Source organism: Candidatus Polarisedimenticolia bacterium, assembly GCA_036001465.1.
Classification (GTDB): domain Bacteria; phylum Acidobacteriota; class Polarisedimenticolia; order Gp22-AA2; family Gp22-AA2; genus Gp22-AA3.
Genome location: DASYUH010000004.1, coordinates 54237 through 74366, shown reverse-complemented (window position 1 = coordinate 74366; position 20130 = coordinate 54237). Strand labels below are relative to the sequence as shown.

Genomic DNA, 20130 nt, shown 5'->3' with positions numbered 1-20130 from the left:
TCCGGGGATCTCGCCGGTACGATGTCGCGTAACTCTTTCAGGAGCTTGGAGTTTTTCTTGAAGGTCAGGTTGAGGGAAGACCCGACAAGGTGATGCGCCGGCTGATGCGTGCGGGCCTTCTGGCCTCCGTTCTTCCCTCCTTCTACGCCGGTATCGCGCTCCTTCTCAATCCTCCCGGAGCCTCCGCCGCCCTGCTCGCCGTCCGGCCCGGGCCGATCGACCGGCCGCTGCATCTCACCGCGGGCGACTTCAACCGGGATGGCTTCGACGACCTCGCCGTCGCCAACTATCAGGCCGGCACGGTCACGATTTTGATCAACCAGAAGGACGGCACCTTCGCGACGCAGAAGGACTCACCGTTCAGCGTGGGGCCGGCCAGCATCGCCTCCCCATCGTCCGGCCCTCTGTTCCTGTCCAGCGCCGACCTGAACCCGGAGGATGTGGACTCCGATCGCGTGAGCAACGTCCTCGACAACTGCCCGAACGTCTACAATCCGCCCGCGAGCGGGACGACGCAGACGGACAGCGACGGCGTCGTCTGCAGGATTCCCCCGATCGACCCGGATTGCAGCGAGGACTCGGACTGCGACGGGGTCCCGGATTTCAATTCAACCACAGGGGTCCTGGACAATTGTCCCCTGATCCCCAACCCTGGACAGGAACTGGAGGTGGCGGAGGGCCCCGACGGCATATGCAATAACGAGGACGACAATGTCTTTCTGTACCGCGACGATGGGGTGTGCGGCGCTCCGGCAGAGAACAAAGTGTCGAAGGTGGGCGCCGCCTGCTCGCGCAGCCCCGATCTGGTGATCGTCGAGGCGACCGGCGGCGGACTGGACCTCGGCGTCGCGCGCATACGCGTCAACGACCGGACCGGGGGGATGCGAAGCCGCAATTCGCTGCCGACCAGTCTCGGACCGGCCCAGGCCATGCTCGCCGATTTCAACGCCGACCGGAGGGCCGACCTGCTGATCTCCAGCAGTGGCTCCGACACCGTGCGGTATTTTCCGGGGACTGCGGACGGCGAGTTCGGTGCCACCCAGATCATCACGACGGGAGACGGCCCGGAAGGGATGGCGGCGGGTGATTTCGACGCGGACTTGGATCTCGACCTGGCCGTCGCCAACCGCAGCGCCGGGACGATCGGGGTGTACACCAACAGCGGAACGGCCCTCCCGCTGACCGTCTCCACGACGCTCCCGGCCCGGCCGGGCCCGACCTTCCTGCTCGCCGCGCCCCTCGCGACCGGGGACGCGTGCGACGCGCTCGTCGCGCTCGACCAGGGGCTGCCGACCTGCTCCTCCAACAGCACGAATGCCGGCGTGTTGTGCAAGGTCGACATCGATTGCCTGGGAGGCGGTACCTGCGTGTCCGCGACGGCGGACGTCGGCACGATCGAAGTCTTCACCAACGCCTCCTGCGCGCTCGCCGGACCGCTCGCCCTGACAACGACCATTACGCTGGGGGCCGGCCACAGGCCGCGCGGCGGTGTCCTCGCCGATCTGGACGGGGACTGCAAGGCCGATCTGGCGGTGGCCGATTTCACCGGAGGCCAGGTCCTCATCTATGCGGGCGACGGCACCGGCGGGTTCGTCCCCGCGGCCACCCCGGCCCTCACCGGCCTGTCCAGCCCCTCGGCGCTGGCCCTGCTCAATTACGACCCCGACACCGGTCCCGCTCCCGATCTCGCGGTCCTGTCCTACGCCGACAACCGCGTCGACCTGTTCCACAATGACGGTGTCCCCGCAGCCGGCTGCGTCCCCGGGGCGCTGGCGTTCAGCGCCGCACCCACGAATCCGGTCTCACCGTGGAAGAGCGTCCTGGCGATTTCGATCTTCCCCGCCGATGTCTCGGTGGGACAGGATCTGGCGATGTTGAGCTCGTCTCCGCCCCGGATCGATGTCCTGTCCGGAACCGGGACCACGTTCCGGACGTTGCCGCCGGAGCCGCTCACGAAAATCTCCACGGCCAGCGGCATGGCCCTGGCCGATCTGCGCCAGGACGGGGCCCTCGACCTGCTCGTCCTCGACGGCCCCGGGAACCAGGTGGAGGTCGTGACCAGCGAGCCGACCGGGCTCCAGGTCGAGGGGGCCGTCCAGAGCGTCGGCGCCAATCCTGTCGCCGCCTCGGTGGAGCCGCTCGTCCTGCACAGCGACGACTACGACCAGGACGGCGTCCCGAACGTGGACGACAACTGCCCCACGCGCTACAACCCGGCCGGGTGCCCGTCCTACGACAAGACTGGCTACCCGGAGTGTTTCCTGGACACGCCCTGCGAGGACCAGAACCAGCCGGAGTTCGCCACGTGCCTCAATCCCGATCCCGTGACGCTGCAGTGCGACGGCGACGCGAACGGCGTCGGCGATCAATGCCAGGTCCTCGATGCCGACTGCCAGAGCGTCGACACCGACCAGGACAACATCCCCGATTACAATCCGATCACCAAGCTCGTCGACAACTGCCCCTTCACCGGAAACGGCACCCAGTCGGACGGGGACGGCGACGGTATCGGCGACGCCTGCGACGGCGGCATCTGCATCAACACGTGCCTGGGCGGCGTGCGGAACAAGGCGGCCTGCAAATCCGACGTCGACTGCGATCCGCCGGTCAACGACATCGTCACGGTCAACGCGGGGGACGGGTCCCCCGGCTCCGGAGCTCTGTCGTTCCTGATCGGCGACGCCTCCGGCGGTTTCCGTCCGGCCCCCGCCTCCTGGTCCTCGGTCACCGGTCTCTCGAACCCCGTGGCCGCAGCGGTGGGGCATCTGGCTTACGACTGCGTGCCCAACACGACGTTCGGGCCCACCTGCAGCTCCAGGTCGCAGAACGACCTCGTCGTGATGGAACAGGGGGCGCCGGGGAGCGGTGACGATGCCCTCAAGCTCTTCTATGGGAACGGCAGCGGATCGTTCACCCCCCCGCTGGCGCCCGTCGCGCCCCAGACCTCTCTCGTGGGCGACCCGACGCGGCTGCTCATGGCGCCCGACCAGAGGGTGTGCGCGAACCCGTGGGTCAGCCCCACCGATCCGCGCTCCCGCTTCGATCGGGACATGACGACGCCCGTCCTGGCGGCGCTCGAGCCGGGCACGTCCAGCCTGGGGATCATCCTGCCGGGCAGCCTGGACCTGCTGGCGCCGCCCGGAAATCCGAACCCCCTGCCGATCGCGTTCCCTCCGGTGGACGTCCAATTCGTCGATGTGAACCAGGACGATGTCCAGGATCTGATCGTGCTCTCGTCAGGCGGGGCGAGCACGTCCGCGCCCAACGTGACGATCTACATCGGCATGGGCAACGGCCTGTTCTTCACCGACCCGGTGCTCAATCCGGCCGGGGTTCCCGACGGCATGACGCTGCTGGCCGCCGGCAACATCAACCTCGTGAGCGACGCCACCTACCCGGACGTCGCGCTGTTCGGCGGCTCGGACCAGGCGCCGATCATTCTGACGAACGTCCTCACCGACCGCGCCGACATCGACGGCTCGGGACGCGTGGATGGATATGATCTGGCGGTCCTGGCGCGCTCGTTCGGCGCGGTGCGCGGAGAGAACTTCACCCTCCAGCCGGATGGCACTCTGTGGCAGACGGGATCGGGGGCCACCCGGACGCTGGTGCCCGGCGGGTGCACCCTCCAGGACGGGCTCGACCTGCCCAGGAAGAATACCTCCACAGGACTGTTGCAGTGCGACCGGGGGCTCACTCCGATGACCGCGCAGAACGCGAATTACTGCGTGCCGACCGATCCGAATTATCTCAATCCCGGACTGGCCCTGTATGGATTGCCGGTCGACATCAACCTCGACGGCAGGGTGGACGGCACGGACCTCGCCCTGCTCGCGAGCCGGTTCGGCGACAGCCTCTGAGGCCGGCTCACTCCCTCAGCGCGTCACGCACCTCTTCGGGCAGCAGGTTGTAGAAGAAGCACCAGCTGGAGCCCTCCTGGTCTTCCGGGAAGTCCTTGGGGAGCGGAGGGAGCGGGCTGCTGGCGCGCAGTGCGTCCAGGGCGGCGCGGGTGAAGGGCGGGACGGCGGAGGGACGGACCACCTGGATGTCGGAGATGGTGCCGTCCTTCTGGATGACAAAGTGGATGCAGGTGTGGCCCCGGACGCCCTCGCGGAACGCCAGAGGCAGCCGGTCCTCCCAGTGGTTCTGGATGATGATGTGGACGCGGCGGGCATAATCGCCCCAGGGGAACCCCTGGGTGTCGAACGACATCGTGCCGCTGGCCATCCCGGGAGTCAGGTATCCGGGATTGTCGAACAGGCGCTTGCTCTCCTGGCCTTCGCCGGACAGCGCCCGCTGCAGGCTCTCACGGGCCTCGGCCGAGAGTCGCCCCGTCCCGCCCGTCGGCTTCGGACGTCCGGTCCCCCCGGCTTCCGCGACCGATTCCCGAGCCGCCCCCGGTCCGTCGTCCTGGCGGAGGGCCCGCGCGGAACCATCCCCCTCCTGGTCCGTGCCCGAGGCGTCCGCTCGGTCGTCCGCCGGAACGCCGTTGCCGGCACGTTTCGCGTCCTCCCCGTCCGTCACGGGTGACGGCGCCTCGGGGGTCGCACCCGCCTCGGAACCCGCGGCGCTTCGCGGCCGCGCCCGCTCGAGGGAGTCCCGCCCCTCGGCGATTCGCGGGTCGGGCCGGACCCGATCGATCGTGTCTCCCTGCGAGTGCGGGTCGAGAGAAAAGTCCTTGACGCGCGGCGGGGTCGGGACCTCCTGCCTGGCCCTCCGGTTCCGGTCCGAGAGCAATCGCGCCTGGGGATTCTTCTCGACCGGGTTGTCGTCCGGCGTCCGGACGTAGGCGAACTGCAGCGGGACCTTCCGCGACTCGGGGGTGGCGGTCTTGAGCGGGGGGACCACCGTCGAGACGGCCTCGGGAGCCGTGGCGATCCGGGGCCGGGCCCGCAGCATGGCGAGGATGGGCTCGGGAAGGAGGCGGGCGGCGATGCCAGGCGCGAACAGGAAGAAGAGCAGCACGAGCAGATGCGCTCCGAGCGAGACCAGCACGCCTCCGGCGCGGCTCACGCGGACGACGGGATTCTCGAACGGCTCCTCGAGGGAGAGAAACGCCATCGGACTTCGCTCCTGATCCCCGCTCCGGCGAGCGGGCCTACAACGACGCGGCGACCTCGTGGAACCCGCGCCGGACCGCGTTCATGTCCATCTCCCTGAACTCCGGGTGCACCCGGTTCGTGAGGAGAATGTAGATCCGCCGGCTGTCCGGGTCGATGAAGAGCGACGTCCCCGTGAATCCGTCTTGGCCGAAGGAACGCGCCGACAGGCCGGCCCCCGCGGCGCCGCGGGGGTCCCCGGCCAGGCGGAAGCCGAGCGGCCGATCTGCACCCATGCCCCTCGTCAAGCTCGAGGCGAACAGCGCCCGCCTCGTCGAATCCAGGAGACCCGTGCCCGGACCCAGGATTTCGAGGGCCACCCGGAAGACCGCGCGTGCGGTGCCGAACAGGCCGGCATGCGCGCTCACGCCGCCCAGGAGACGCGCGTTGAGGTCGTGCACCTCTCCCCACGCCACGTCCGTGCGCCACCCATTGTAGCGGTCTCCCTCCGGCCCGGCGAGGAGGCGCTCCTTGCGGTTGCCGGCCTCGGTCGCCGCCGTCCGCCCGCGGAGCGCCCGATCGGGGCGGAACAGCAGATCGGTCAATCCGAGAGGGTCGGCCACCCTGCGCCCGAACAGCAGGTCGAGGGACGCCCCGCCGGCCCGCTCCAGCGCGAATCCGAGCAGGATGTAGCCCGGATCGGAGTAGACCACCTCCGCGCCGGGCGGCCGCTCCAGCGGCTGCTCCCGCAGCCACGCGATGCAGCCGGCGCGATCGGACGCGTGCAGGTACAGCGGCCTCCACGCCGGCAGTCCCGATCGGTGGGTCAGGAGGTCGAGGAGGGTGACGCGGGAGGCCGGGCCCTCCGCCGTCCAGTCGGGGAGATGGCGGCCGAGAGGATCGTCGAGCGCCAAGCGTCCCTCCGCCTCGAGGAGGGCCGCCAGAAGGGCCCCGGCCAGCGGCTTGGTCAGCGAGGCCAGATCGTAGATCGTGTCCGGCGTGGCGGCGATGCGCTCGGGGCGTGCCACGGCGAGGCCCAACGCCCCATCGGCCAGGATGCGGCCGTCTTCCGCGACCAGGTAGACCGCGCCGGGAAAATCGCCGGCTTCCACGTGGTGCCTCAGGTAATCGGCCAGGCGGTCCGCGCCGCGCATGGTCAGGAGGACCGGCGCAGGCCGGCGGCGATCTGATCGACGATTCGCAGGGCCGTCGAGAGCGCCCGCTGCCCCTCCGCCGCGGTCACGGCCGGCGCGGCCTCCCCCCGGACCGTCCGGGTGAACGATCTCAGCTCTGCGAGAAGCGGCTCCTCCGACTCGACCGCGAGCGGCTCGCGCACGATCTCCGGGGAGGCTCCCGGAGTCCTCGTCAGCCGGTAGGCGACCCCCTCCTGGCGCGCGTAGTCGACCGAGACGTAAGAATCGGGCTCGAAGATGCGCAGCTTCCTCACCCGGTCGGTGCTGATGCGGCTGGCGGTGACGTTGGCGACGCAGCCGTTCTCGAAGCGGATGCGGCTGTTGGCGATGTCCACCTTGTCCGTCAGGGCATGCACGCCGACGGAATCGATCGAGGCGAGCGGGGACCGCACCAGGCTGAGAATGACGTCCAGGTCGTGGATCATCAGGTCGAGGACGACGTCGACGTCGGTGCTCCGGGCCGTGAACACTCCCAGACGGTGGGTCTCGATGAAGCGCGGATCGCGGATCCGATCGAGCGTCGCGCGGACCACCGGGTTGAACCGTTCCGTGTGGCCGACCAGGAGGGGCCGCCCGGCCCGATCGGCGGCGCGCGCCATCGCGGCCGCCTCGTCGAGCGTCGCGGCCATCGGCTTTTCCACCAGGACCGCGAAGCCGCGCTCGAGGCAGGACACGGCGACCTCGGCGTGCCGCGACGTCGGGACCGCGACCGTCACGGCATCGAGGTCCGCCGGCAGCTCGCGATGATCGGTCAGGCCGGGGACGCCGTGACGCGCGCCGACGTCCCCCGCCTGCGCGGGATCCCGGTCGACCACGGCGACCAGGAGGGCCTCGGGGAGGCTGGAGAGGATCCGCGCGTGGTGCTGGCCCAGGCTGCCGACGCCGATGACCGCCACGCGGACCGGGCGGCCGGCGCCCGGGGCGCTCAGCGGATGACCCCGCGCTGGCTCGAACGGATGAAGCCGATCATCCTCCCCACCTCCGGATGTCCTGGGAAGTCGAGCTCCAGGCGCTCGATGCCCGCCTGCAGACCCAGCTTCGACCGGAACAGCACCCGGTACGCCTGCTTCAGCGCCTGGATGGTCTCATCGGGGAATTTCTTGCGCGCGAGCCCGATCACATTGATGCCATAGCTCCTGGCGCGGTTGCCGACCGTGAGCGCATAGGGCAGGGCGTCCTGGGTGATGACCGAATAGCCGCCGATGTAGGCGTGCTCGCCGACGCGGCAGAACTGGTGCACGCCGGAGAACGCGCCGATGGTGGCGCCGTCCTCCACCGTCACGTGACCCGCCAGCGTCGCGGCGTTGGCGAAGATCACGCCGCTGCCCACCCGGCAGTCGTGCGCCACGTGGGTCTGGGCCATCAGGAGATTTCCCGACCCGATGCGCGTCGCGCCCCCGCCGCCGACCGTCCCGCGGTGGACCGTCACGCCCTCCCGGAAGACGTTGTCGTCGCCAATCTCCAGGGTCGTTCTCTCGCCCCGGTACTTCAGATCCTGGGGCTCCATGCCGATGCAGGCGAATGGAAAGACGCGGCAGCGCGCTCCGAGCGTCGTGGGGCCCTCGACGACCGACTGGGGCCCGATCTGCGAGCCTTCTCCGATGACCACCTCCGCGCCGATGACGCTGAAGGCGCCGACGGTGGTGCCGTCGCCGAGACGCGCTCCCGGATCGACCTGGGCGGTCGGGTGGACCGAAACGCGCTGGCTCATGGCGTCTCCGGGGCCGGCGGGCCGCCATCCCTTTCCACCATGGAGGAAAACAACTCGGCCTCAGCCACCAGGGCGCCGTCCACGAAGGCCTCGCCCCGGAGACGGGCGGAGCGGGAGCGGAGCTTCAGGACCTCGACCTCGAATCGCAACTGGTCGCCCGGAGTCACCGGACGGCGGAACCGGGCCTTGTCGATGCCGGCGAAATAGACCAGCTTCTTCTCCCGATCGGGGACCCGGCGAAGCAGCAGCACCGCCCCGACCTGCGCCATCGCCTCGACGATCAGGACCCCGGGCATGACCGGATTTCCCGGGAAGTGCCCCTGGAAGAACGGCTCGTTGAACGTCACGTTCTTGATCCCGACGACCTTCGTGTCCCCCTCGATCGCGACGATCCGATCCACCAGGAGGAACGGATAGCGGTGCGGCAGGATGCCGAGTATCGTGCGGATGTCGAGCACGCCGGACGGTTCGCTCATTCCCCCCTCGCCGGGCCCGCGGCCGCCCCAGGCCGCGCGGCCCCCTCGTCGTCGGTCCGTACCCTGCGGTCCGTCAAGAACGCCCCCGGGATCCTGCGGGGCCGCGGCGACGGCGCGCCCCGGCCCGCACCGGCTTGGACCCGAGGCGCGCCACCGCGCGCACCAGCTCGGGCAGGCGCCTGAGAGCCGCCTGGCTGCGTTTCCACTCGCGATGATCGACGGCCGGATGCCCCACGACGAACGAACCGGCGGGCAGATCCTGCAGGGCCGCCGATTTGGCTCCCACGACCGACCGATCCCCGATCTCGAGGTGCCCCGCGACTCCCGCCTGCCCGGCGAGAATCACCGCGCGGCCCAGCCGCGTGCTCCCGGCGATTCCGGACTGCGCGACCAGGATCGACTCCTCGCCGATGGTCACGTTGTGCGCGATCTGCACCAGGTTGTCGATCTTCGTGCCCCGTCCCACGACGGTGCTGCCGAACGTGGCGCGATCGATGGTCACCGAGGCGCCGATCTCGACGTCGTCCCCGACGACCACGTTCCCCACCTGCGGGATCTTCACCCGGCCCGACGACTCCTCGGCGTAGCCGAATCCGTCGCTGCCCAGGACGCTCGAAGCGTGCACGACCACCCGGGCTCCCAGGATCGATCCGCCGTACACCACGACGCCCGGGTGCAGGACCGAGTCCTCGCCAATCTGCACGCCGTCGCCCAGGACGACACCCGGCATGAGCGCCGCGCGGTCGCCGATCCGGCAGTTCCGGCCGGCCACGACGTAGGGGCCGATCGACACGTCCCTGCCCAGCGTCGTCCCCTCGCCCAACAGGGCCTGAGGGCTGATCCCGGGAGCCGGGCGCTCCGGGGCATGGAACAGCCCCATGGCGACCGCCAGGGCGGCGTACGGCTTTTCGACCAGGATGAGATTGCGGCCGGGGGCCACCTGCTCGTCGCCGGCGATGAGACCGGCGGCCCTGGAGGCCGCGGCAGCCCGGCGGTACCGCGCGTGCGCCACGAAGCTGAGGTCGTCCGGTCCCGCCTGGTCGAGCGGCTTGATGCCGGACACCGGACGGGCCGCGTCACCCCGCACCTGTCCACCGATGCGGGAGGCAATCTCGCCCAGCGTGTAGGCTCCCAAACGGCCGTCCCTCAGAGGCCCCCTGAATCCTTCGGCTTGTCGGGGGTCTTCTTCGGCTGCGGCTTGGCGGCGGTGGATGGGGGCACCTTGTGCATTTCGTTGAACTTCTGGATCAGGCTCTGGGTGACGTCGATCTGCGGGGCGTTGTAGTCGATGACACCCTTGTTCAGGATCAGGGTGTAGTTCTTCTCCTTGCCGAACGCCTCGACCGTTTCCAGGAGCATCTGCTGGAACCTGTTCTGCACCTCGCCCAGCTGCGATTTCATCTCGCGCGTCGCGTCGTCATTCAGCCGGTTCAGCTCGATCACCCGGTTCTGGATGTCCTTCTGCATCTGGGCCGCCTTGTCGTCGCTCAGGCTGGCCTGCTGCTGCCGCAACTTGTCCCGCACCGCGTCGATTTCCGCCTGCTTCTTGTCGATGTCGGCCTGCAGCTTGTCGCGCGCCTCCGACAGATCGGCGTTGTACTTCTTGCCGATCTCCGTCAGCTTCCAGACGGTTTCCGGGTCGAACACGCCGATCCGGACCGGCTCGGCCTGCTGGGCGCCTGCGGGCGCGATTCCAGGCACGAGCACCATGAGGGCCAGGGGCACCATCATCCATCGAGGCATCGAGTCTCTCCTTGCGTCGCGACAGCGGAGAGTGACTATATCACAGGGAATCCAGGGGTTCACGGCACCGCCGCGGCCATCCTCCTAGAACGTGGTGCCGATGCTGAAGATGAAATTCGAGGCATCCTCCCCCTGCCTGGGGTTCTGGATGAAGCCGTAGATCAGGCGCAATGGCGCCTGGAACACCGGGAGGTAGAAGCGGAGCTCCAGCCCGTAGTCCACGCGCATGCCGTTCAGCCGCACCCGCTCTCCGTCATCGAAGGCATTGCCGGCGTCGTAGAACAGGGCGATCTCGACCGCGTCCGCCAGGGGAATCGTGTACTCGGCGTTGAACAGCAGGAACTGGTTGCCGCCGGGGAAGACCGTTCCGAACACGCCGTCGCCGTTGGTGTCCTCCCCCGGATCGAGCCGGCAGTTGCCGTTATCAACCCCTCCATCATTGTTCTGGCCGTCCATGTTGAGGTCGTCCGCCGGGCAGAAGGCGGTCCAGGAGCCGTCCGGGCGGTCCTCCCCCAGGTCGAGCCGCCCGTTGCCGTTGGCGTCCTCGACGTCGAGCAGGCCGTTGCCGTTCAGGTCCTCGCCCGGATCCAGGATGCCGTTGTGATTCAGGTCCTCGTTGTCGAGCACGCCGTTGTGGTTCTGGTCCTCGGACGGATCGAGCAGACAGTTGCCCCGATCGGGCTCGTTGGCGTCCTGCTTGCCGTTGCCGTTCAGGTCCTCGCATCCCTCGAAGACGCCGTCCGGACCGGCGTCCTCCGGCACGTCGATGAAACCGTTGTTGTTGACGTCGAGGTCGCGCCGGGCCGGGCTCACCTCCCGCGTGCGGAACACCCGCAGGCTCCGTTCACCGCCCAGGAAGTAGCGCTCGTAGACCGGCACGACCCGGCCGCCGAACGGCGTCACGCGCCCATAGGACGCGTTCAGGCCGATGTAGTGCTTGCGCATGAACCCCGGCAGGTACAGCGTGCCGTCCAGGCGCGGCTTCCTGAAGTAGTTGTCCCCTCCGAGAGGGCCTCCGGCATACTCGAAGCTCCCCTGCAGCCGGAACCCCCGGGTCGGCCGGAAGAAATTGTTGCGCGTGTCCATGGTGTAGAGGGTGGTGACGCTGCTGGTCGAGCTGTTCCGGCGGTTGACCGGGAATCCCGCCTGGCTCGTCACCAGGTCCACCGTCTCGAACCCGTAAGCCACGTCGAAACGGCTGAACGCGCCGAGCAGGCGCCCCAGGGAGACGGTGCCGCCGCTGCCGATCTGACGGAACCCGACATAGTCGGTCTGCCGCTTGAACAGGGAGAAGCCCAGCGTCCAGGGCCGGCCCATGAACCAGGGCTCGGTGAAATTGAGAGAGTAGCGGTTGGCGCGCGTTCCCGTCTGGATGTACGCGGAGAAGATCTCCCCCCTCCCCAGGAAGTTGCGGGTGGAGTAGGAGGCCTGGAAGAACCCCCCCTCGAGGCCCGACACGCCGCCCCCCACCTGGATCTCGTTGCGGCTGGACTCCGTCCCCTGCACCTCGACGTCGACCCGGTCCGTCTGTCCCTCCGGCTTGACCACCGGATCGTCGCCGACCTGGAAGTAGCCGAGCTGGGCGATCTTGCGGATGCCGAGGCGCAGCCGGCGCACGTTGAACAGATCCGTCTCCCCCAGCGGCACCTCGCGCCGCAGGACACCGTCGCGCGTCGTGGTGTTGCCGGAGAACTCGATGCGATTGACGAAATACTTCTTGTCCTCGGTGACCGTCAGGGTCAGGTCGGCCACCTGATCGCGCTTCTCCACCCGCGGATCGATCGACACGTAGAAATAGCCGCGCTCGCCGTAGTCCTCCTCCAGCCGCTTGGTGCCGTACTTGAGGGCGGAGTCGTTGAACACCATGCCGGGACGCAACGGCACGCGCGCCAGGATCTCGGGCTCGCTGAACACGCTGTTCCCCTCGATCGCCATCTTGCCGACCCTGTACTGCAGCCCCTCCTCGATCGGCACGGTGAGCTTCACCCACTTCTTGGGTCTCTTGTCGCGTTTGCGCCGCGCCTTCTCCTCGGTCTTGACCCGCTTCTTCCGCTGCTTCTCGGTCTCGCCGGGCGGAGGAGGGGGCGGCGCGACCGGCTCGGGCTCGTCCTCCTCCTGGTCGGCCTCCACGACGTCCGTGGGGCCGCCCGCCGTCGCTTGCCCGCCCCCCTTCCCCTTCCGGCCGGCGGATTTTCCCCGGGGCACCAGATCGACAATCTCCGGCTGGATCGCCACGTCCAGGTGGCCCACGCTCTTGTACGCCGTGCGGATGTTCTCGGAGTCCTGGTCGAACTTGGCGGGGTGATACAGCGTCTTCGAGGACGCCCAGCCCGTCAGCCAGAACGCCTGCTTGGTCAGCTTCAGCATCTTGCGCAGGCGGCGATTCGTGAAGAGGTGGTTGCCCGTGAAGTCGATCTCCTTGATCTTCGTCTTCGACCCCTCGCGGATGTCGAAGGTCACCTCGCGCTGCCCCTGGCCGGATGGCGTCAGGCGCGCGCGGACGCGCGCCTCGAGATACCCCTTCTCCGCCAGGAGCTGGGTGATCGCCGCCTCGGCCTTGCGCAGGAGCGAGAAGTCCACCGGCTGGCCGCGACGGATCTCCGCCTTCGCCTGGTTGAGCCTCTCCTGGATGTTCGCCTCCGTCACCGCCTTCATGCCCACGAAGGAGATCGTGCCGACCAGCGGCCGGTCCCGCACGTGGAAGATCACGTCATAGACGTCCCCTTCCCTGCGGCGCGATTCCACGTTGATGTCGTCGAACAGTCCGAGGTCCCAGAGGCGCCGGAATTCGTCCTGGATCGCCCCCTCGTCATAAGGCTCCCCCGTCTTGAGCTTCAGGCTGTTGAAGAAGGCGCTGTCGGAGACACGGGCGTTCCCGTCGACGACGATCCGGCCGATGGTCCCCCGGCCGGACTGCGGCGCGCCCTGCGGCTCCTCCCTGTCCGCGGGCGTCTCCCCGGGCGCCGGGGATCCGGCAGGCGCCTGCGCGGCGGGGGCCCCGCCGGACCCGGGCGGAGCCTGCGCCGCGGGCGGCTCCGGGGCGGGCGTCGGCGCGGGAGTCGGTGCAGGCGTCGGTGCCGGTGTCGGAGCGGGTGCGGGCTCCTCCGAGATCGGGGGGGCGCCGGCGGGCGCTGACCCGGATGCGGGCGACGCCAGGGGCGCCGCCGACCCGATCAGCAGGGCGAGTCCCCAGGCACAGAGGCGGGCGGACGTCATGGACCAGACGAACACGCGGGCTCCTACGCGAGGCGAAGCCGTGGCCGTGCGATTGGGGCGGGAAGCGGTATCAGCGGGCGGCCTGGATCGGTTCCCGGAACGCCAGCTTCTCCTGATCGACGAAGATCTCGATCTCCCCGTTCTCGGGAAATTTCCCGAGAATGAGATTCTCCGACAGGACATCCTCAATGTTCTTCTGGATGGCACGGCGGAGCGGGCGCGCGCCGTAGGAACGATCGCTGCACGTGGTGTCGATGAGCCAGCGGTACGCCTCGTCGGTCAGCGTCAGCCGCATCCCCCGATCGGCCAGGCTGGCATTGAGCTGGCTGATCATCAGTCGCGCGATCGCCAGCAGGTCGTCGTCCGACAGCGCGTCGAACACGATGATCTCGTCGACGCGGTTGATGAACTCGGGGTTCAGGGCCGTCTTCACTTCCTTCAGGACGACTTCCCGGCGCTCGCGGTAGCTGCGCTCGCGATCGCCGGGATCGCGGAAACCCATGGTGCGGGACTTCATGATCAGGTTCGATCCGATGTTGGAGGTCATGACCACCAGGCCGTTCTTGAAGTCGATGCTGTCCCCGAAGGCGTCGGTGATCTGCCCGTCCTCCAGGACCTGGAGCAGCACGTTGAGCACGTCCGGGTGGGCCTTCTCGATTTCGTCCAGGAGGACCACGCTGTAGGGCCGTCGCTTGACCTTCTCCGTGAGCTGCCCGCCCTCCTCGTAGCCGATGTACCCCGGGGGGGACCCGATCATCTTGGCGATGGCGTGCTTCTCCATGTACTCCGACATGTCGAACCGGACGAGCGACTTCTCGTCCCCGAACAGGAATTCGGCCAGCCCCTTGGCCACCTCGGTCTTGCCGACCCCGGTCGGCCCCAGGAAGATGAAGGAACCGACCGGCCGGAGCGGGTTCTTCAGGCCGGCGCGCTGGCGCCTCGTGGCCCGGGCCAGGGCGGAGATCGCCTCGCTCTGCCCGACGATCCGCCTGTGGAGAAACTCCTCCATCTTGAGGAGCCTCTCGGCCTCCTCCTTCTTCACGGAGGAGATCGGAATGCCGGTCCACTTGGAGATGACCTCCTCGATGTCCTCCTGCGCGACCTCGAGGACCGCGCGGCGCTCCTCCTCCTCGCGCAGCTTGAACTCGTCGTATTTCCTGCGCAGGGCGATTTCCTCGTCGTGCTGCCGCACCGCCTTCTCGAAGTCCTTCCGGAACAGGAAGCTCTTCATGCTGCTGACGGCGCGCTCGATCTCCTTCTCCAGATCGCGAATTTCGCGATAGTTCATGCGCCGTCGCAGCTTGACGCGGGCCCCGGCCTCGTCGATGACGTCGATCGCCTTGTCGGGCAGGAAACGGTCGGTGATGTACCGGTTGGAGAGGGTCACGGCGGTGCGCAGGCTCCCGTCCGAGTAGCGCACCTGGTGGAACTTCTCGTAGCGCTCGCGGATGCCGCGCAGGACGAGGAGGGTCTCCTCCTCCGTCGGCGGATGGAGCCGGATCGGCTGGAAGCGGCGCACCAGCGCGCGGTCCTTCTCGATATAGCGGTGGTAGTCCTTCGGAGTGGTCGCGCCGATGCACTGCACCTCGCCGCGCGACAGCGCCGGCTTGATGATGCTGGCCGCGTCGAGCGACCCCTCGGCCGATCCGGCGCCGATCAGCGAGTGGATCTCGTCGATGAAGATGATGATGTCTTCGTTGCCGATGATCTCCGAGATGATTCCCTTGAGGCGCTCCTCGAACTGGCCGCGGTATTTCGTCCCCGCGACGATCAGGCACAGGTCCAGGGCCAGGATGCGCTTGCGCGACAGCGAGACCGGCACGCTGCCTTCGGAGATGCGCTGCGCCAGGCCCTCGACCAGGGCCGTCTTGCCGACGCCCGGCTCTCCCAGCAGCACGATCGAGTTCTTCCGCCGCCTCGACAGCACCTGGATCATCCGCTGCAGCTCGTTCTCCCGGCCGATGAGCGGGTCGAACACCTGGCGGGCCGCCATGTCCGCGAGATCGCGCGAGAACTCGTTGAGGAACGGCGTCTCCTTGACCTTCTTCGGCAGCGCCCGCTGCTTCCAGACCGCGACCGTGTCCTCGCGCAGCGCGTACAGTCGCATCCCTTTCTCGGCCAGCATGCGGCCGGCGGCCGAGTCCTCCACCCGCAGGAGTCCCAGAAGGATGTGCTCGTCGCTGACGTAGGGGTGGAGGAGCCGCTCCGCCTCCTCCTCGGCGCAGGCGAGGATCTTCTTCGTCTCTTCGCTGAAGGGGATCTCGATCGGGGCGGCCTGCTTCTCGCCGCTCGGGCCGCGCGCCTCCAGCTCGGCGCGCAGGAGCTCGAGGTTCACGCCCGATCGGCCGAACAGGTCCCGGACCAGGTCGTCGCCCTCTTTGATCAGGCCGAGGAGCAGGTGCTCGGAGCCGATCACCTTGCTCCCCATCTGGCTGGCCTCGTAGCGGGCGAGAAACAGGACCTTCTTGGCCTTCTCCGTATACTTTTCAAACATTCGGGGTCCGCCCGATCGCCTTCGTCCCGCCCGTTCGATTTTAGCCGGGTACCTGCGTGGTCGAAGCCTCCACATTGTACCGGCTGCCCACCGGATCCGTCAAGAAACCGTGCTCCATCCTGAGGATTCGACTGCACTTTCCGGCAAGGCGGGCACTGTGGGTGACGAACAGGGTGGTCATGCCGCGCCGCCGGTGCAGGTCGGACAGGAGAGAGAAGACGACCTCGGCGTTCCGTTCGTCCAGGTTGCCCGTCGGCTCGTCGGCCAGCAGGAGGGCCGGGGAGCCGGCGATGGCGCGGGCGATGGCGACCCTCTGCTGCTCCCCGCCCGACAGCTCGGACGGCCGCCGATCGGCGCAGTCGCGCAGGCCCAGATCTTGAAGCAGGGCGAGAGCCCGATCCCGCGCCCTCCTGCGGTCCTCCCCCCGGATCAGGAGCGGCATCATGGCGTTCTCCACGGCGCTGAATTCCGGCAGGAGGTGGTGCAGCTGGAACACGAAGCCGAGATCGCGGTTGCGGTAGACGGCGCGGTCCTGGGGCGCGGCCGCCGCGATGTCCCGTCCGCGGAACAGGATGGTCCCGGCGTCGGGCCGGTCGATGGCGCCCACCAGGTGGAGAAGGGTCGTCTTCCCGGTACCGGACTCGCCCAGGACGGCGACCATGTCTCCCCGCCCCACCGCCAGGTCGAGCCCGCGCAGGACCTCGACCCTCCGGCCCTCGGGCCCGAACGACTTGCAGAGCCCGGCGCAGCGCAGGATGGGCTCGGCGGCGTCCCTACTCATAGCGCAGCGCCTCGGACGGATCGAGCCGCGCGGCCCGCCACGAAGGGTACAGGGTGGCGAGGAACGACACGCCCACGGTCAGGACGGCGACCATCGCCACGTCGAGCGGGCGGATGTGGAACGGCACGTAGGGGATGAAATAGACGTCGACCGGCAGGCTGACCAGGCGGTAGCGATCGAGGAGCCAGGCGAGCGCCACCCCGAGCACGATCCCCGCCGCGGTTCCCACCATGGCGATGATCAGCCCCTGGAACAGGAAGATGCGCCGGATGCCCCCGGGGGCCGCCCCCATGGCCACGAGCACGCCGATGTCGCGCACCTTTTCCATCACCATGAGAACGAGAATCGAGATGATGTTGAGCGCCGCGACCAGGACGATCAGGCCGATGGCGATCGACATGCCCAGCTTCTCGAGCCGCAGGGCCGAGAAGAAGGTGCGGTTCATCCGGATGAGGTCGTTCACGTAGTAGGCGCTGCCCAGCTTGGCCTGGACGGCGCGCGAGGCCTCCTGGACGCGGCGCGGATCCCGCACGCGCGCCTCGATCGCCGTCGCCTGGAGGGGGGACAGACCCATGAACCTCCGGGCGGCATCGAGCGCGATGTAGACGCGGCTGCTGTCGTAGTCGTAGAAGCCGGCGTCGGCCACGCCCGCGACTTCGAACTCGCGGCTCCTCGGCACCGTGAGGAACGGCGAGACGCTCGCCTGCGCGATGATCACCCGCACCACGTCGCCCGGTCCCACCCCCAGGTTGAGCGCCAGGTCCTTGCCGAGGATCGCCCGATCGCGCCCCTCCCGTCCGGGCAGCGACAGGATGCCGAGATCACCGCGCACCTGCGCCCCCAGGTCGGTGATCGAACGCTCGACGGCCGGTTCGACCCCCTTGATCAGGACGGCGGCGCCCGAGGCATTCAGCTCGCTCAGCGCCATCCCCTTCTCGTAGATGACCGGCGCGGCGGCCAGAATCGGCTCGCACTTCGTCAGCCGGGACAGGGTCGCCGGCACGTCGAGCGGGCGGCCGTTCATCCCGGAGAACACCGTGAGGTGGGCGTTCGCTCCGAAGATTTTCGCCTGGATCTGGTCCTGGAACCCGGTCATCAGCGCCAGGACCACGACCAGCGCGGCCACCCCGACGATGACCCCGAGGACCGAGATGAGGGAGATGACATAGATGATCGCCTGCTTGCGCTGCGCCATCAGGTAGCGCCTGGCGATGAACAGCGGGTAGGACATGGAGGGCGGAGGCTCCTAGAAGGCGCGTGATCGTACAGCGCCCCGGTACGACAAATCAAGAAACGGGTGGATAATGGGAGCCGTCCATTCCCGGGAGAACCTCCATGTCTGCGAACCGCAAGCCCCGGCCGCGCGTCCCGGCCGAATGCGCGGTCTGGCTCCTGGCCGCTGCGATCGCGCTGGCCCGTCCCGGGGCGGCAGGCTTCTCCGCCGCGCCGCCGGAGAAGGACCCGACGCACCCCGTGGCTCCCCTGATCGAACGGGCGACCGTCGAGCTGGTCCTGATCGAGGCGTACGTCACCGACAGCAGCGGCCGGGCGATCGAGGGGCTGGGCGTGGACGACTTCTCCCTGCGGGTGGACAGCCACCCCAAGCCGATCGCCTCCCTCGAGTTCAGGCGCGCCGCCGCGCCGCCCGGAGCGCCCGTTCCCGGCCCGGAGCGGGCGGCGGCCGGAGGCGAGCCGGGGCTCGAGCCGGGTCAGCGGCACCCGCGCCATTTCATCCTGTTTTTCGAGGACGGAACGTCCTCCTACCAGAACCTCACCCAGGCCCGACAGGCCGCGGGGCGCTTCCTGACCTCGGGCCTCGCGCCCGACGACCAGGTCGCTCTGGCGTCCTATGACCGGAAGCTGCGGGTCCTTCAGGACTTCACGACCGACCGGGCGGTGCTCAAGCAGGCGATCGAGGCGAGCCTCGCCGATCCCGTGCGACATTCCGATTTCGCGAGCGAGACGGCGGATCACGATCGGGAGTTTCGTCAGCTCATGTCGGGCAATGGTCCCCCGGGACAGCCGAAGGAGATGCAGGCGATGCTCCTGGCCACGTCGTATGCCCAGGAGGAGACGCCGAAGATGCGCGCGGTCCTCACCGCGCTCAAGACACTGGTGGACTCCCTGGCCCCTTATCCCGGCTACAAGGCGATCCTGTTCATGGGGGACGGCGTTCCGGAGAACCCGTGCGCGGATTACTTCGAGCGCGTGGCGCAGATGGCCCCGACTGGCAACGTCATGACGCGCGCTGCGGCGTTCGATCTGTCTCTCGAGATCAAGCAGCTGGCGCACGAAGCCGCCGCCGCCGGCGTCACTCTGCACAGCGTCCAGACGACCGGGCTCGCCGTCGGGGCCCTGGAGGGGCAACGCGCCTCGCGCCGCGGCAATACGCTGGCGACCATGGCGCTGCAGACCGGGGGTACGTCGTCCACGTCCAACGATCTCCACCGGGGGCTGGTCGAGGCCGAGGCCGCCAGCCGGAGCTATTACCTGGTCGGCTACGCCCCTGAGGGCCAGCCCGATGGCCAGTTTCACACGGTGCAGCTGCGCGTGAAGCGGAGCGGCGCCCGGCTGCGCTGGCGCCGGGGCTTCACGCGACTTCTGCCGCAGCAGGCCCGGGCGCGCACGCTCGAGGCGGCCTACCTGCTTCCCGAGCTGTACACCGAGATGGGGATCGAGATCAGCGCCATCGCCGGCCCGGGGGACGGGGGCAGCCGGGTGGTCGACCTGGTCATTCACCTGCCTCCCGGTCGGGCGCTCCTGGTGCCCGGGCCCGAGGGCCCTGTCGCACGCCTCGAGGTCGGGTTCGTGGCCATCGACGAGAGCGGCCGCGAGACGCTGCGCACGGCCCGCCAGGTGCGAATCGCCCCCGGGCGCGACCGCGGCGCGCAGCTGCCCGGCGTGGACTTCTACAGTCGCGCCCTCCTCCCTCGCGGTGCGCAGACGGTCACTGCGGTGGTCTCGGACCTCGGCGGCGGCACGCTCGGTGCCGCCCGCCAGTCCGTCCGGCCGGCGGGAGAGCTCACCGACGTGGTGGGGCTGTCCATCTACTCACTGGACGAGAGGAGCCTGTGGGTGGAGGTGCCGCCGGCCGGGTCGCCGGAGGCGTCCCCCGGGGAGGTGAGCGACTTCCGGACGGGGCCCGCACTCAAATCCACCTTTGCGGTCGGAGAGCTCCTGGCGTCCGGCTTCCGGCTGGAGCGGCGGGAGCGGACCACCGGAGTCCGGATCGAGATCAGGGGGGGCGACAAGGTCTTGCGCAGCATCCCTGTTCCGCAGGACGTCCTGGGCCAGGACGGCGGGAAGGGGCCGGCCCCGGGGAGCATCAAGGTGGACCTGCCGACGGAGGGCCTCCCGGCGGGCGATTACATCCTGGCGGTCAAGGGAGATGGCGGCGGATCGGACCTCGGGTCGATCCCGTTCCGTCTGACGGCCAAGCGCGGCGGCCCGGACTCCCGCGAGGGGAGCTGAGAGGGC

The 20130-nt window shown here is 69.0% G+C and carries 13 protein-coding genes; 2 read left to right on the top strand and 11 right to left on the bottom strand.

The window, feature by feature from the left end; translation table 11 throughout:
• Window positions 1–92 precede the first annotated feature (92 nt).
• On the top strand, window positions 93–3860 hold the full coding sequence (locus VGV60_00625) for a VCBS repeat-containing protein (protein ID HEV8699761.1): 3768 nt from the start codon (window positions 93–95) through the stop codon (window positions 3858–3860).
• A 7-nt stretch (window positions 3861–3867) separates the two neighbouring features.
• Here VGV60_00625 and VGV60_00620 read toward each other — a convergent pair whose 3' ends face one another.
• The 11 genes from VGV60_00620 to VGV60_00570 all read right to left on the bottom strand — a co-directional run bounded on the left by VGV60_00620 (window position 3868) and on the right by VGV60_00570 (window position 17884).
• On the bottom strand, window positions 3868–5061 hold the full coding sequence (locus VGV60_00620; GenBank protein ID HEV8699760.1) for a TonB family protein: 1194 nt from the start codon (window positions 5059–5061) through the stop codon (window positions 3868–3870).
• A gap of 37 nt (window positions 5062–5098) precedes the next feature.
• Window positions 5099–6193 (bottom strand): serine hydrolase domain-containing protein, encoded by a 1095-nt coding sequence (locus tag VGV60_00615; GenBank protein ID HEV8699759.1) that lies wholly within the window; start codon window positions 6191–6193, stop codon window positions 5099–5101.
• A 2-nt stretch (window positions 6194–6195) separates the two neighbouring features.
• A complete protein-coding gene (locus VGV60_00610) occupies window positions 6196–7128 on the bottom strand; it encodes a Gfo/Idh/MocA family oxidoreductase (GenBank protein HEV8699758.1) in 933 nt (310 codons plus the stop codon).
• Window positions 7129–7157: 29 nt separating this feature from the next.
• Window positions 7158–7943, bottom strand: coding sequence for an acyl-ACP--UDP-N-acetylglucosamine O-acyltransferase (gene lpxA / locus VGV60_00605; protein HEV8699757.1), 786 nt, complete (start codon window positions 7941–7943; stop codon window positions 7158–7160).
• Window positions 7940–8419 (bottom strand): 3-hydroxyacyl-ACP dehydratase FabZ, encoded by a 480-nt coding sequence (gene fabZ / locus VGV60_00600; protein ID HEV8699756.1) that lies wholly within the window; start codon window positions 8417–8419, stop codon window positions 7940–7942. Before fabZ ends, lpxA begins: the two co-directional genes overlap by 4 nt.
• A 73-nt stretch (window positions 8420–8492) precedes the next feature.
• Complete coding sequence (gene lpxD, locus VGV60_00595; GenBank protein ID HEV8699755.1) at window positions 8493–9554, bottom strand: UDP-3-O-(3-hydroxymyristoyl)glucosamine N-acyltransferase; 1062 nt, start codon at window positions 9552–9554, stop codon at window positions 8493–8495.
• A gap of 11 nt (window positions 9555–9565) precedes the next feature.
• Complete coding sequence (locus VGV60_00590; protein HEV8699754.1) at window positions 9566–10162, bottom strand: OmpH family outer membrane protein; 597 nt, start codon at window positions 10160–10162, stop codon at window positions 9566–9568.
• An 84-nt stretch (window positions 10163–10246) separates the two neighbouring features.
• On the bottom strand, window positions 10247–13393 hold the full coding sequence (locus VGV60_00585) for a POTRA domain-containing protein (protein HEV8699753.1): 3147 nt from the start codon (window positions 13391–13393) through the stop codon (window positions 10247–10249).
• A 55-nt stretch (window positions 13394–13448) separates the two neighbouring features.
• Window positions 13449–15872 carry an ATP-dependent Clp protease ATP-binding subunit gene (locus tag VGV60_00580; GenBank protein HEV8699752.1) on the bottom strand — a complete coding sequence of 808 codons (2424 nt, stop codon included), beginning with the start codon at window positions 15870–15872 and terminating at the stop codon, window positions 13449–13451.
• A gap of 40 nt (window positions 15873–15912) precedes the next feature.
• A complete protein-coding gene (locus tag VGV60_00575; protein HEV8699751.1) occupies window positions 15913–16653 on the bottom strand; it encodes an ABC transporter ATP-binding protein in 741 nt (246 codons plus the stop codon).
• Window positions 16646–17884 carry an FtsX-like permease family protein gene (locus tag VGV60_00570; GenBank protein HEV8699750.1) on the bottom strand — a complete coding sequence of 413 codons (1239 nt, stop codon included), beginning with the start codon at window positions 17882–17884 and terminating at the stop codon, window positions 16646–16648. Before VGV60_00570 ends, VGV60_00575 begins: the two co-directional genes overlap by 8 nt.
• 104 nt (window positions 17885–17988) lie before the next feature.
• Here VGV60_00570 and VGV60_00565 point away from each other — a divergent pair, with 104 nt between their 5' ends.
• On the top strand, window positions 17989–20124 hold the full coding sequence (locus tag VGV60_00565) for a VWA domain-containing protein (GenBank protein HEV8699749.1): 2136 nt from the start codon (window positions 17989–17991) through the stop codon (window positions 20122–20124).
• Window positions 20125–20130 lie beyond the last annotated feature (6 nt).

Bases quoted from the DNA above. Each gene is read 5' to 3' on its own strand.
- VGV60_00625 (HEV8699761.1), top strand. From the start codon at position 93: ATGCGCCGGCTGATGCGTGCGGGCCTTCTGGCCTCCGTTCTTCCCTCC.
- VGV60_00620 (HEV8699760.1), bottom strand. From the start codon at position 5,061: ATGGCGTTTCTCTCCCTCGAGGAGCCGTTCGAGAATCCCGTCGTCCGC.
- VGV60_00615 (HEV8699759.1), bottom strand. From the start codon at position 6,193: ATGCGCGGCGCGGACCGCCTGGCCGATTACCTGAGGCACCACGTGGAA.
- lpxA (HEV8699757.1), bottom strand. From the start codon at position 7,943: ATGAGCCAGCGCGTTTCGGTCCACCCGACCGCCCAGGTCGATCCGGGA.
- fabZ (HEV8699756.1), bottom strand. From the start codon at position 8,419: ATGAGCGAACCGTCCGGCGTGCTCGACATCCGCACGATACTCGGCATC.
- VGV60_00590 (HEV8699754.1), bottom strand. From the start codon at position 10,162: ATGCCTCGATGGATGATGGTGCCCCTGGCCCTCATGGTGCTCGTGCCT.
- VGV60_00580 (HEV8699752.1), bottom strand. From the start codon at position 15,872: ATGTTTGAAAAGTATACGGAGAAGGCCAAGAAGGTCCTGTTTCTCGCC.
- VGV60_00575 (HEV8699751.1), bottom strand. From the start codon at position 16,653: ATGAGTAGGGACGCCGCCGAGCCCATCCTGCGCTGCGCCGGGCTCTGC.
- VGV60_00570 (HEV8699750.1), bottom strand. From the start codon at position 17,884: ATGTCCTACCCGCTGTTCATCGCCAGGCGCTACCTGATGGCGCAGCGC.
- VGV60_00565 (HEV8699749.1), top strand. From the start codon at position 17,989: ATGTCTGCGAACCGCAAGCCCCGGCCGCGCGTCCCGGCCGAATGCGCG.